Annotated in this window: 2 protein-coding genes; both read right to left on the bottom strand. The window is 48.0% G+C overall.

Going from position 1 to position 16,087, the window contains the following annotated elements; translation table 11 throughout:
* A partial coding sequence (locus ACVBDY_RS15235; RefSeq protein ID WP_447176317.1) for an Ig-like domain-containing protein occupies nt 1-15,551 on the bottom strand: 15,551 nt, incomplete at its 3' end.
* Between the two features lie 67 nt (nt 15,552-15,618).
* Complete coding sequence (locus tag ACVBDY_RS15230; RefSeq protein ID WP_447176316.1) at nt 15,619-15,897, bottom strand: hypothetical protein; 279 nt, start codon at nt 15,895-15,897, stop codon at nt 15,619-15,621.
* Nucleotides 15,898-16,087 lie beyond the last annotated feature (190 nt).

Below are 16,087 nucleotides of genomic sequence, written 5' to 3'. Positions count from 1 at the left end.
ATCGGGGTTGTTGCCGTATCATCTACTGCTAACAGACCACCGTTGTCACCGCCTACGCTTACAGTTACCGTAGCTGCATTGCTCGTATAACCGTCGTCGTCTTTCATCGTATAAGTGAACGTATCGTCACCTTCGAAACCAGCGCCAGGGGTATACGTCACTGCTCCTGTAGCAGGATCAACTTCTACAGTTCCCTGGGTCGGCATGTCTACTATCTCCACCGAAGTAGGATCGATAGGCGCATTACCAGCTTCATCATTGGCAAGTACGTCTACTACTACAGGCATTTCTATCGGGGTTGTTGCCGTATCATCTACTGCTAACAGACCGCCGTTGTCACCGCCGACAGTTACGGTTACCGTAGCTGCGTTGGATTCGAAACCATCCTCATCTTTTACCGTATAGGTGAAAGTATCATCCCCTTCAAAAGCAGCAGCAGGAGTATAAGTCACCATACCGGTAACAGGATCCACTTCTGCCGTACCATTGCCAGGAGTATCTACGATCACTACAGTCGCAGGATCGATAGGAGCTCCTCCCGGAACATCATTGGCCAGTACATCTATATCTACAGGTATATCAACCGGCGTATTGGCCACATCGTCTACCGCAGTAATTAACTGACAATCATCCCTTGCTATAAAGGTTATACTCTTACGGTCAGCTTCGGCGGTTTCACAGAAACCGTCACCGCTTACACCTACACTATAAGTATGTTCTCCAGGAGCAAGTCCGGCAAGGGTCAGTGTTCCATTTTCACCTCCCGCAATCATATCTCCTGCTTCGTCATACCAGTAGAATACAGGATTGGTTACCGTACTTCCGGGGGTAAGGGCAGCTGTTATAATTACATCCGGAGTAACATTGAGACAAACTTCCCCGTCTCCGTTTGTAGTTTCTATTTCTATTCCGACGATATCATCTTCAGGTACCGTAGGTGTAATTTCCACGGAAATTTCGGCAAGATCTCCGGCCGGGTTTTCGCAGCCATTGGCACCTTCTACACTTACATAATAAGTATATGGGCTATTATCACTATCCAAACCACTTATGGTAAGTACGCCAGCAGCGTCTATCGCATAAGAAACATCTCCGTCACTGTCTCCGTCAGTTACAGGCTGCGTTTTATCTGCATCCATATACCATCGGAATACAGTACCCTGCGCGCTTGAAGGAGTCAGAACCACATCGTCATCGGCACAAACCGGATCTTCATTCCCGGTCACGGCGATATCACCTGCCCCGGGGCCATCGTTAACAATAACATCGAATGCTATTCGTTCCGGGCTGGGACATCCGGAAGCCTGATCCACAACTTCTATGAAGTACGTAAATTCACCGGTAACATCAGAAGGTACTTCAAAGTTACTTCCAGTATACAGTAATTCATCATCACTGTTATACCATCTGAGCACGGTACCGGCTGCAGGAGTCGCATTAACCACGAACTCTTCGCCCTCACATACTTCTACAGGATCAGGTATATCCAATTCCGGAGCGGCCTGTAATATTTGTGCTCCGTATATATCTACACTTTGCAATAAGGTGGCTACACCGGCTGTATTACGTATTTCTACCCGGTCATAAGCACCACTGGCAGGAATAAGTACCTCGCCCCGTTCCCCACCGGTCAGTAACCGGATTTCCAGGAGCGGGTTATCCAGGCTGTACTGATCTACCTGAGTTGTTCCGTTGAACAGGGTAACCGTAATTGCCCCGAGAACGTTTATATCTCCAAGTCCGACGGGTGTTCCCATATCCACAAGGACACTGTCTCCGGCCTTACCGGTATGAGAGAATATAAGTGTCTGGTAAACCGATCCCGAACCAAGTCCGGCAGGCATAACCAGCCTCGTAAAGTTCTCCGTATCATCATCAATGGAGTTGGTCGGATTCTGAACCGAACACAACACACAACCGAGAGTTGTTCCGTTGATCTGAGAATTCGCTATATAACATTCTTCCGGTGGTGTTGGCAGATCGGTTACATGAAGTACTACCTGTGTTATTTCAGATACGCAAGCTCCGTCTTCTATAACCACATAGTATGTAAATGTACCTACTGTTCCTGTTGACGGAACATAAGAGGTTCCCCTGAATACTTCAGCGGTAAGTTCCTCATCCGTATACCATACGACCTCACCTGTACCCAGACCGGTTACTTCGAAAGGAGTTGCATCATCCCCAACCACTACGAACTGTTCGGGCGGCGTAACCACAGGCGCTGCCTGAGGCGCACCAACTGTTACTTCCACCTCGGCCAGGTCGCCGGCAGGGTTTTCACATAATTCCGCAGACTCCACACTTACATAATAGGTATAAGTACCTTCGGCAAGCCCGGAAAGTGTCAGTATTCCATCGGCCGAAACTCCATCTACGATCTCATCGGTTCTATCGGCGTTGGCATACCATCGGAATACCGGTTCCGTAATACCGGTAGTCGGAGTCAATACGAGGTCATCGTATTCACATATTTCAGTTATTCCGTCTATACTTATATCGGCGGCAGAGGCATAATCCTTAACTGTTACGGTAACTTCCGTACGTGTAAGACTAGCGCAATCGCCATCTCCGACAGCTTCTACATAATAAACCGCATTTTCGGTTACAGCGGTAAGTTCAAAGTCATTCCCTGTAAATACGGGAGTTCCTCCGGAAGCAGTCTCATACCAGTTATACTCCAGGTTATCCTGAGGATTGAGTATGGACAACACAGCATCTTCTCCCTCGCATACCATTACATCGGATTCGGATACTTCAGGAGCTTCGAGCTCATTTCCTATGGTCACCTGTACTGTTGCCAGGTCGCCGTCAAGGCTTCCGCATACATTGTCTCCGTCCAGGGTAACGTAGTAATTGATCACTGTTCCTTCTGCAAGTCCATCAACGGTAAGATCACTTCCGTTCACCGTATAAGTAGCACCGTCCAGTTCCATACCATCGGTAATCTGCTGTGTACCTGCGGCATCAAGATACCAGGCAAACACAGGATTTTCGACAGTTATGGCAGAATTTACAGCTGCGGACAAGGCTACGGTAGAGCCCAGACATTGGCTGAGATCTCCCGGAAGTTCAATATCATCCGCAGTTATCTGGTGCTGAACAGCTATGGTAGCTGCTACAGCCTCATCCGCAGAACTTTCGCAGGTATCGTCGTTTTGAACTGTAATATAATATGTATACAACCCGGCTGTTAACCCGTTTTGTTCAAATACAGGCCCGGTAAATACCGGATCTCCTATCAGATCTTCATTATCATACCAGTTGAATACCGGATCTGTAATAGTTGTGCTGGCTGCTTCCAATACGGCAGTTTCTCCGAAGCAGATCACCTGATCGCTTGTTTGTATGTCTGCCGCAGTAGCTCCGGGTTTCACGATAACGGATACTTCCGCCAGGTCTCCCGCAACGTTTTCACAACCATCTTCACCATCTTTTACACTTACATAATAGGTATGTGTACCTACCGGTAATCCACTGATGGACAACTCTCCGTTATTTACTACGTAAGTCACTCCATCGGCATCAGCTACCGGGTTTTCTTTATTTTGATCTGTATACCATGCAAATACCGGTGCAGCAATCTCTTCTGCCGTAGCGGTGATCAGCACATCCTCTTCTTCGCAATAGTCCGGATTATCGGTCTCCAAAGCAATATCGTCTGCTGTCGGAGCTTCGTTTACCTGGATAGTTACCGCGATACGGCCGGATTCTTCACAACCGTAACGTACCGGTTGTACATATACGATATGCTCTCCGGGAGCCCAGTCAGCCGGAACCTCAAATTCAAGGTTACCTTCACCGATTACATTACCACCATTCCGGGCATCGTACCATACATAAGTAGTACAGTCATCAGCCGGTGCCGTAAGGTTCACGGTTCCGCCCTGGCAGGCTTCTACGATATTATCGCCAGGATCATTGCCTTCCAGTTGAATACCGGGAACGCGCTCTATTTCGTAAATATTAACTCCGGAAAGGGCCGAAGCCAGTCCTCCGAGTTGTATGGAAATACGGTCAAAAGGCTGATCTACGGCAGTAGCCACCTCATACTGATTGCTTCCTCCGAGGAGTTTCAGGCTTAAAAGTCCTTCCTGAACCGATACCTCGTGTACCGGAGTATTCCCCATATAAGCAACCATTTTAATTCCCGTCGCTACACCGAGATCCAGCAAACCGGCATTCTGATCGGCCAGAACCACACGAATGGAATCTCCGGGAACGGAAGGTGCCGGATAAACCGTAGTCAAATGAACATAACCGGCTACTCCTACATTCTGACGCAACAGGGCTGCTGTGGTTATATCGCTGTCTACCGCATTTTCTTTGTCGCTAACTCCATTTAAGGTACCCAGGGCACCTGAAGTAACCCCTGTCATTATATCTTCTACGATCTTGCACTCAGCGAGAGTTTCCACTGATTGATTTACGTAGGCTTCATGTATATTAATAACGCCTCCGGCCAGTAATGCACCGGAAACCTGTACTCTAACAGCATTAAAGCTGACAGAAGGATCCGGGCTTCCGACAGGAACCACTATATCCGCTTCGTTCTTTCCTGCCAGTAAATTGAGTAATACTCCACCGGAAAGTTCTGCAGGTGCTCCTACGGCAACATTACCATTGTAGGCTTGTGCCGTAATAGTGACACTACCCAGTAATGAAAGTGTAACGTCCGTACTAACTCTTACATGTAACGCATCTCCGCCGGCAGGACTGTATGTTCCACCGAACTGAAGCGTTTGTGTATTTGTCCCGAAAAGTGACGGGATAGGAATAGAACTGAATGTTTCCAGGTTACTATCTACCGCATTGCCAGGATTATTAACTCCATCGGATGTTTGAGTACTGGCATATACCCTTTCATAAGCCGGAAGACATTCTTCCGGTATGGTAGGTTCGGTCACAATCAGTGTTACCGGGGTAGGACCGGACTCTTCTCCTGTATCAGGATCACGGACTACCGCATTATAGGTATAGGTTCCGGGAGGCAGGCCGGGACCTGCTGTAAATTCTTCTCCCGCGGCTACTTCATTTCCTTCATCATCATACCATACTATTTCCCCGTTGGGATAATCTGTAGAGGCAACATATGTTACTGCTCCTCCTTGTTCTATCGTTGCTGTTTCCGGTTCCACGGTCGGAGGCAGTAACGCACCGGTAGATGGTTCTACTGTTACCACTACCTCGGTAGGATCAGATACATCTCCGCTGTCGGGATCAGTAACCGTTACCGTATAAACATGCTCCCCTATAGGAAGATCATCAGGTGTAGTGAACTCAGGTGTAGTTGCTACTTCATTGCCATCCGGATCGTACCAGGTGTACGTTACATCCGGGTTATCATGACTGGCCGTAAAGGTTTCGGTTTCTCCTTCCTCTAAAGTAGCTGCAGGCGGCGTTACCGTTGGTGGTAACAATGTACCGGTCGGCACTACACTTACAGGAACTTCAGTCGGGGCAGATTCTTCCCCGCTGTCGGGATCAGTCACTGTTACCGTATAGGTATAATCTCCTACTGCGAGATCATCGGGTATCGTAAATTCGGGCGTAGTAGCCACTACATTGTCATCCGGATCGTACCAGGTATAGGTTACATCGGGATTATCGTGACTGGCCGTAAAGGTCTCCGTATCTCCTACCATAACCGTGGCGGAAGGTGGGGTTACCGTTGGTGGCAACAAACTGCCGGTAGACGGTTCTACGGTCACTACAACTTCGGTAGGATCAGATACTTCTCCACTGTCGGGATCAGTAACCGTTACCGTATACACATGCTCTCCTACGGGAAGGTCATCCGGTGTAGTGAACTCAGGTGTAGTTGCCACTTCATTGCCATCCGGATCGTACCAGGTATAGGTTACATCAGGATCGTCAGGATGAGTAGCCGTAAAGGTTTCGGTCTCTCCTTCTTCTATAGTTGCAGCAGGTGGTGTTACTGTTGGCGATGCCAATCCACTCGCCGGTTCTACCGTCACCGGAACTTCGGTCGGGATCGACTCTTCACCGGTATCCGGATCGGTTACCGTTACTGTGTATGTATGATCTCCCAATGGAAGATCCGCAGGGGTTGTAAATTCAGGTGTGGTAGCCACCTCATTACCATCCGGATCATACCATGTAAAGGTTACGTCTGGATTGTCATGGCTGGCCGTAAAGGTCTCCGTATCCCCTTCAGGATATGTGGCTGAAGGCGGTGTTACGGTTGGTGGCAACAAATCGTCCGGACCGATTACGGTTACCGGTACTTCGGTCGGATCTGATACTTCTCCGGTATTCGGATCGGTCGCTGTTACCGTAAATGTATGTTCTCCTACGGGAAGGTCCGCAGGGGTAGTGAATTCTGGTGTAGTTGCCACTTCATTACCATCCGGATCGTACCAGGTAAAGGTTACATCAGGATTGTCGTGACCGGCTGTAAAGGTTTCCGTATCGCCTTCGTTGAGTACTGCAGATTCCGGCGTCACTGTAGGTGGCGCCAAAGTACTTGCAGGTTCTACGGTTACCGGCACCTCTGTCGGATCGGATACTTCTCCGCTATTCGGGTCAGTCGCCGTCACCGTGTAGGTATGATTTCCTAAGGGAAGATCGGCAGGGGTGGTAAATTGTGGTGTGGTTGCCACTTCATTACCATCCGGGTCATACCAGGTAAAGGTCACATCCGGATTGTCATGACCGGCCGTAAAGGTTTCCGTACCTCCCTCGGGATAAGTTGCGGAAGGCGGGGTCACCGTAGGCGGCAGAAGTGTATCTGCAGGTTCTACTGTTACCGGAACTTCGGTCGGATCGGATACTTCTCCGCTATCCGGGTCAGTTGCTGTAACCGTATATATATATGCACCTATCGGAAGGTCATCCGGTGTGGTAAATTCAGGTGTAGTCGCCACTTCATTGCCATCGCCATCATACCAGGTGTAAGTTACATCCGGGTTATCATGACTGGCCGTAAAGGTTTCCGTGTCCCCTTCGGCAATTACCGCAGAAGGAGGATTTACGGCAGGTGGCAGCAATCCGCCACCCAGTGACTGTATAGAAACAGGTACTTCCGCAGGAGGCGAAACTACTCCTGTTACCGGATCGGTTGCAGTCACCGTGTATGTATAGTCTCCTACCGGAAGATCGGCAGGTGTTGTATATTCAGGTGTTGTTGCCACTATGTTTCCATCCGGATCGTACCAGGTAAAGGTAACTCCGGGGACATCATGTGTAGCGGTAAACGTCTGGGTATCTCCTTCATCTATAACGGCTGAAGGTGGCGTTACCGTAGGCGCATCCAATACAAGAGGCTCTACCGTTACCGGTATTTCCACAGGGTCGGATTCCGCTCCTGTTTCCGGGTCTCTGGTGGTAGCGGTATATACGTAATCTCCGGGTAGCAGATTATCGGGGATAGTAAATTCCGGGCCTACAGCCACTTCATTACCATCCGGATCGTACCAGACTACTTCGGTACCATCGGGAGACAATCCTTCGAAGGTTACTGTTTCTCCCTGGGTGATTGTCGCCCCTATCGGATCGATAACCGGAGGCATCAATACCATTACCGTTACTTCGGTACGGGCCGGGCTTATACAGCTTTCTCCTGCAACTGCTTCAACATAATAAGGAGTATCCGCAGTAACACCGCTTACTTCAAAAGTATCGCCGGTGTGCAGCAATTCACCGTCGGCAGCCGCATCGTACCAGTTATAGGTTATATTTTCATCCGGATTGAGCACCTGTAAGGTAGCAGATCCTCCCGGAGCTGCCCATACATTGGCGGATACCACCTGTGGCGCTTCCGGGCTTTCCAGTACGTTAACGGCTACTTCCGTACGGGCAGAAGCCTCGTCCGTACAACCGTTTTTGGAAAGGGATACATAAAATGTATTTATTCCGAGTTCGAGATTGCCGGCTTCGATAGTGAACGGATTACCCGTTCCTACCAAGTTACCCCCGGTCTCTGCGTCGTACCAGTTATATACAACATTTTCTGTCGGGAAATCTATTTCGAGGGTTACATCTTCACCTACACAAGCGGCAACATCCGATCCACCTGCAATTACAGGTGAAGGTGCTACACGGCCTATTTCGTAGACCCGTAATGCCCCTAATGCAGTCGCCAGACCATCTCCGATAGAAACCTGAATACGGTTAAAAGGAATGTCAATCGGGTAAGTAATCACCTGTATATCACCATCTCCGGGAAGCAGACGAAGATTGAGAATACTTGCATCCAAATCTAACGGTTCCGTCTCATCATCTTCGTTATCCACATATGCCTTTATTTGTAATGAACTTGACAATAAACCAAGATCTAAAAGGCCTCCGGGATTCTGGAAAGCTATACGCACAGAATCTCCCGGTGTGGATACCATTTGATATAAAGCTGTAATATGTGTTTTTCCTAATACACTGACCGTAGCATGTAACTCTGCATACGTAGTTTCATCTCCGTCAATAGCGTTTTGAGGATCATCCACTGCATTTACTCCTCCTGCCAGACTGGCTTCACTTCCCCAAAGGATATCCGACGCCATATCACAGTCTACATTATCCCCGGGCTCGTTGAAGTAGGCACCATATATATTTACTCCACCTCCCAGGGCTATACCTACCGATCTAATTCTCACACTATTGTACGGAACACCAGGAGCCGGCATTACGATATCTGCCTGATCAGCTCCGTTTAATAACCCAATAAGGCTACCTAGGGTAATTGCTTCTCCAACAGGATCGTCATTATTATAAGCTTGCAGTGTAAGACCACTAAGCAAGTTCAACAATCCGGTATTTGTTCCTATTTTTATATGTACAGGATCATCCGGTCCGGGTTGTTGTGTCGTAAAATCTAATTTTTGCCAAACCTCACCAATTACGGCAATATTCATTGTCGAATAGGTATCCTTATCTCCATCCGCTGCATTATTCGGATTGTTTACACTGGCCAATATTGGTGTTCCACCATTAGTCTGGTCATCCGCATACACCCTGACCATCGGGATCCCAGCTACCGGCGCATCCATAACCATTACGGTTACAGGGTATCTTTCCGGCTCTACAAAACCGTCACGGCTTACTTCTACATAGTAAGTGGTATTTTCACTTAATTCCGGCGTAGTCAGTTCGTTACCGCTGGCCAGGAGTGTTCCTCCTTCGGGCTGGTCATACCATGCCAGGCTGGTCTCCGCAACAGGTTCGGCCACTACAGTGGTAGATGTTCCCGGTGTAGTTACCAGTCCGGAAACTATATTCGGCTTCACAAACTGTATCCTTGCCCCGTATACCCTGAGGTTACTGAACAGGTCTACAAGAGCAGACGAATTTAATTGCAGACGGTCAAAATCGGCACCCGGGGTAAAGGTCAGTACATACTGATCGGTAGAACCGGGCAGCAATTGCAGGTTTATCAACTCCGCACTATCCGCAAGGTCATCGTTTGCATTTTCACCGTTAAAGCTTTGCAGGGTAAGTCCGTCAAAAAGGCTGGCATCAATAACGCCACCACCAAGGCCAACTACCAATTGTATATTATCTCCCAGAAGTCCCTGAAGCGGGAAGTCGAAGAGATTCATCTGAATTCCTCCGGCAATACCGGCAGTCTGGTTCAGTATTGCATATGTTGTAGGGTCTCCATCCGCTGCATTGTCCGGATCTGTTACATTACAGATCAGGCATCCGCCGAAAACGTTCCAATTCTGTGCCAAAGCCCAGGTATCGTTGGTAGCAAAGACAGTTACCGGGAAACGTTGCGGGTCCACATACCCATCGCGGCTTATTTCTACATAGTATGTAATATTTTCATCTAAGGTCGGTGTGGTAAAGGAATTACCCGTAGCTATCGGATCTCCTCCTTCGGCATCGGCAAACCATTCCAGGGTTGTGTCTCCATTAGGAGCTAATTCCACTGTTGTAGAATTTCCGGGCATAATTACATTACCGGAAACGATATCCGGATCGGGGAATTTGATTCTGGCCCCGTATAACCTGAGATTATTAAGAAGGTCTACCGTAGACCCCATTTTCACCTGCACGCCGTCAAAGGCTACTCCCGGTGAGAAATTCAGGGCATACCTGTCACCATCTCCCGGAAGAAGACTTATATTCAATAAAGAAGATGCTTCTATCGGTTCTCCAACAAGTTCATCACCATCCATAGCCTGGATCGTAATAGCTCCGAGCAGACTGGCATCAATAACACCACTCTCCGGGCTCAATACCACCTGTATAAAATCGTCGGCTGTGCCACGGAACGGGAAACCGGTCAGGTTTTGTGTTATGGAAGAACCTACTCCCGCAGGTATATTAAATTGAGCATAATTTGTTAAATCCGTATCAACGGCAAAGTCAGGATTTTCCAGTGTACATAACAGACAAAGCCCATTAATATCAAAATCCTGTAGCGTAGCCCAAAGCCCGCTTTCCGGGAATTCCCCTCCGGAAACATCCTCGGCCCGGTCCAGTTCATAGACATGCAGCCCCTCAAAGGCACTGGCCAGCCCGGCATCCAACGACACCTCTATACGGTTGAACGGCACGTTCACCGGGTAAATCAATTCGTAAACATCTTCTGTTCCGGGGAACAGGGATAGCTGGATCAGTTCCGGGTTCAAAGCCAGTTCACTGTTGGCTTCATTATCATTATAGGTACGAATCCGTATATTATCGGACAGCACCGAAGCATCAATGATCCCACCTTCCTGTTTTTGCAGCAAAACCCTAACTCCATCGCCTTCAACGGATAAAGTCGGGTATAAAGCAGTAATATGTACACCTTCGCTAAGCACGGCAAGGTTGGCCCTCAAGTGAGCAAACGTGGTATCATCACCGTCAAAGGCGTTGTCCACATCCCGTACGAAATTAGCTGTACTGGCTACATCACCACCTGTTCCCCAAAGTACATCTACCGGCTGGTTCACATCCACAGGGCCGGTAGCCGGCTGGTAGAAATAAGTTTCATATACTTTCAGGTTGGTTGCAAAGCTATCCAAAGATAATTTTGTGATCTGTACTCCATCGTAATCGATAGGCGTTCCGTTTACAGAAGGGGTAAACACCACTTCGATCTGCTCCGGACCGTTCAGTACGGACACCAGGTTTATCAGAGGTACTACATCACCCACAAGTACACCATTGCGCACGGCCTGAATACCTACGATCCCCAGCACTTCCAGAAGACCGGCATCAGTACCCAGCTTGATATGCAAGGCATCTCCGGCCGCAGGTTTCACGGCGCAGTCTGCAAAGCTTAATCTTTGATAGAATGCTCCTATTTTTATTATGGAGAAAGTGGAGTATGTACTCGGATCACCATCTACCGCTGCTCCGGGATTTTCTACCCCACCTATGGCCAGGTTATCCTCACTACAGGCATATACACGTTCCCTCGCTCCTTCCGTCGGGGGGAAATTGATCCCTACCGTTACCGGATAACGTACCGGTTCGGTAAGTCCGTCGCGGGTTATTTCTATATAATATGTTGTATTAACTTCTAATGCAGGAGTTGTATACGTCAACCCTGTTGCTATAGGTGTCCCTCCCTCGGCATCGGCAAACCACTCAATGCCATCACCGGGACTTACCGGTGTCAGCTGCAGGTTTGCAGCGGTCCCCGGTTCTACCAGGTTACCGGAAACTTCCGGCATACCATAGCGAAGCCTGGCACCATATATGCGAACATTGGTAAGCGCTTCCAACACTGCAGCAAATTTTACCCGGACACGATCAAAATCCGCACCGGCAACAAAAGTTGCAATATAACGATCTGTAGTTCCGGGAACCAGTTTTATATTGATAGGTTCCGACAAGGATATCCCATCGCCATTAGCTGTTTCACCGTTAAAACTTTCCAAAGTCAGCCCTCCAAGTACGGAGAAGTCTACTAATCCGCCTCCTATTCCGAGCTCAACCTCTATACCATCGCCATTCAAACCTCCGAACGGGAAGATAAGATCCTGCCAGATACCACTGGCAACACCTAGCGGAGCATTGAGTTCAGTGTAGTTATCCGGATCGGCATCTACGGAAAATTCCGGGTTAACCACATCACATAGCACACATACACCATTCGCTCCCGGTTCCTGGCTCGTTGCATGGAAAGGAGTTAAAGGATCGGGGAATTCCCCTCCGGGAACATCCTCGGCCCGGTCCAGTTCATAGACATGTAAGCCTTCAAAGGCACTGGCCAGTCCGGCATCAAACGATACTTCTATACGGTTGAACGGCACGTTCACCGGGTAGATCAACTCGTAAACATCTGTCGTACCCGGGAACAAGGACAACTGGATCAGTTCCGGGTCTAAAGTCAACTCGCTGTTGGCATCGTTATTATTATAGGTTCGTATGCGAATATTTTCTGATAATAACGAAGCATCGATCAATCCGCCTTCTTCTCTTTGTAACAATACCCTAACGCCATCACCTTCTACAGACAAGGTCGGGTATAAAGCGGTAATATGTACACCTTCACTAAGTACGGAAAGATTTGCCCTCAAGTGAGCAAACGTAGTATCATCACCATCAAAGGCATTGGCTACATCACGCACAAAATTGGCTGTACTCGCCACATCACCACCTGTTCCCCAAAGTACGTCAACCGGTTGGTTGACATCTACAGGACCGGTAGCCGGCTGATAGAAATACGCCTCATGAATATGTAAAGGGGTCTGGAAGCTATCCAGGGACAATTTAGTGATCTGTACACCATCGTAATCGATAGGTGTTCCGTTAACAGAAGGCGTAAACACTACTTCGATCTGCTCCGGACCGTTCAATACGGATACCAGGTTTACCAAAGGCACAACATCACCAACCAGCACGCCATTACGCACGGCCTGGATTCCTACAAATCCAAGTACTTCCAAAAGACCGGACTCCGTACCCAATTTAATATGCATAGCATCCCCGGCTGCGGGTTTTACGGCACAGTCCTCAAAGCCTAATCTTTGATAGAATGCCCCGACTTTTAATATCGTAAAGGTAGAATGCGTACTTGGGTCACCGTCTACGGCAAGCTCCGGGTTTTGCACCCCGCCTATGGCCAGGTTATCCTGGGAGCAGGCATAGACCCGTTCCCTGGCTCCTTCCGTCGGGGGAAAATTAATCCCTACGGTTACCGGGTAACGCACCGGTTCGGTAAGTCCGTCCCGGGTTATTTCTATATAATATGTTGTATTGGTATTTAGGGCCGGAGTGGTAAAATTCAAACCGCTACCCAGAGCCGCGCCTCCTTCGGCGTCGGCAAACCATTCGATACTGTCGCCGCTCCCTATGGGCGTTAACTCCAAATTGGCAGAAGCACCGGGCTCAACAAGGTTGCCGGATACTGCCGGCATGCCGTAACGAAGCCGTGCACCATAAATACGTATATTGGTCAGCGCTGAAGCCAGCGCCTGGAATTTCACTCTTACGCGGTCAAAATCAGCTCCGGCATCGAAGGTAATCCTGTAACGGTCTGTCGTTCCGGGAACCAATGCAATGTTGATCGGTTCTGACAATGAAACACCATCACCATTGGCTGTTGCCCCGTTAAAACTCTCTAACGTGAGGCCTCCGAGCAACGAAAAATCTGCCAGGCCACCGCCTACACCGATCTCTACCTCGATCTGATCGCCGTTTAATCCGGCAAACGGGAAGATCAGGTCCTGCCATATACCACCGGCCACACCGAAAGTTGCATTGAGCTCAGCATAATTATCCGGATCTCCATCTATGGAGAAATCGGGGTTCACCACTTCACAAACAGCACACAGGACATCTTTATCCCATTCCTGACTGGTTGCATGGAAAGAACTCACAGGATCCGGAAATTCCCCTCCGGGAACATTTTCCGCACGATCCAATTCATATACATAAAGGCCTTCAAAGGCGCTGGCCAGGCCTTCACCTAGTGATACTTCTATTCTATTGAACGGTACATTGACCGGGTAGATCAATTCATAAATATCTTCACTACCTCCGAACAATGACAGTTGGATCAGATCGGGATCCAAAGCCAATGTCCCGTTACTTTCATTATCATTATATGTTCTTATAGTAAAATTACTCGCCAGGAGTGAAGCATCTATTATCCCACCTTCCTCTTTCTGCAACAACACCCTTACACCGTCACCTTCTTTGGAAACTGTAGGATACAAAGCCGTAATACTGGCATATCCATCTACAATACCAAGATTGGCGCGCAAATGGGCAAAAGTGGCATCATTACCATCAAAAGCAAGATCCACATCATTCACAAAATTAGCCGTACTGCCAATAGTACCAGTACCGGTCAACACATCCACCGGATGGTTTACATCTACGGCACCTGTAGCAGCCTGATAGAAATAAGCTTCATATATATTAAGGTCAGTCGCAAAACTGTCCAGGGAAAGTTTAGTGATCTGCACCCCGTCATAAGGCACTCCCGGATCAAAAACGATCTCATACTCATTGGCTCCGTTCAATGCGGATATAAGATTTATCAAAGGCACAGTCTCACCTACGAGTTTCCCGTTACTAACAGCCTGAATACCTACAAAACCCAAGGCCTCTAACAGCCCAGGAGGGGTACCTATCTTCACGTGAAGTTTATCCCCTAACTGTGGTTTAACCGCACAATCCTCAAAACTAAGCCGTTGATAAAACGCCCCTATTTTCAGTATAGAAAATGTAGAATACGTCCCGGGATCACCGTCCACAGCAAGCTCAGGGTTTTGAACCCCTCCTACAACAAAATTTTCCTGGGTACAGGCATATACCCGTTCCCGGGGATCCCCGTCTGCAATGGGCGGCCTGGGCACCCCGACCATTATCGGATAGCGCTCCGGCTGAGTAAGCCCGTTGCGGGTTATTTCTATATAATAGGAAGCATTGGCCGTTAAAGCCGGAGTAGTATAACTGCTACCCGTAGCCAGAGAAGTTCCTCCTTCGGCATCGGTGAACCATTCTATATTATCTCCTGCACTTACGGGAGACAGCCCTATAGTCGAGGAACTACCGTATTCTCCGGTATTCCCGGTCACTCCGGGCATTCCATATTTTATTCTAGCTCCGAAGATTCGTATATCGGAACCAATAGAAGCCAGTGCCTGATATCTCACTCTAACCCTGTCAAAAGCAGCTTCGGCGGCAAAACTTACCACATAACGGTCCGAAGTCCCGGGAAGCAACTCGACGTTGACCAGGTTCGAAAGATTAATTCCATCCCCGTTGGCCGTTCCCCCATTAAAACTCTCCAGGGTAACTCCGCCAAGAAGATCGACATCAAATAAGCCGCTACCTGAACCGAGTACAACCCGGACACTGTCTCCGGCTACACCTTCAAAAGGAAATACAAGGTCCTGCCACAAGGCACCACCAATAGTAGTCGCCTGTAATTGCGAATAACTGTCAGGATCAGCGTCTATAGCATTTCCGGGATTAGTCACGTTACACAGAAGGCACAAAGTACCATCGTTCTCCCATTCCTGATTATCAGCATGGAAAGGACTTTGCTGCGCAAAACCAAGGGTAGATTTTAACACAATCAAAGAGAAGGTAATAAGAAAAAACAATACATTGACCTTACTCTTCTGAGTAGTTTTCTTGTACATAGAACAGGGTTTCAAGTTAAACTAGAATAAATACCTCTATCGAGAACACAATAACTATTAAACAATATTATTTTCTGACACGTTTGCGAAAATCGCATAGTGCAACAGGACTACCACTTTCTTTATCTGCAGTATCCCACCATACGCCATCCGCAATAACACCTTCCGGCCCAATACCGGACAGAATGTGTCGGTTCGTATATTTTTCAATTAAAAACGAGGGTAGATTATAATTTAGGGAAAGAACCAAACAGGTATAAAAGAGACCTGAGCCACTCACATCCGGAGCATGCGTCTCTTCATTATTTATTGATTGACAATTATAACGAAAGTAATTTTCCACCATAGCTACTATTTAGTTCTGTCTGCACTCCGACACCATAAAAAGATGGGGCCGTAAGCACCTTAATCCATCAGTATTTTTAAACACCTTTTTATTAAACACTTAGAAACCGAAGAACGATTATTTAACCGTTTTCAACGATTTTTTTTCTCCCGCTCCTCATTTAATGTGTTATTTGTAGTCACTTTGAACA

It is taken from the genome of Sinomicrobium halophytocola (genome assembly GCF_052983395.1).
This window is presented reverse-complemented; position numbering and strand designations above follow the sequence as displayed.

What these genes read in the sequence shown, in the direction of transcription:
- ACVBDY_RS15230 (WP_447176316.1), bottom strand. Translation starts at nt 15,897, where the DNA reads ATGGTGGAAAATTACTTTCGTTATAATTGTCAATCAATAAATAATGAA.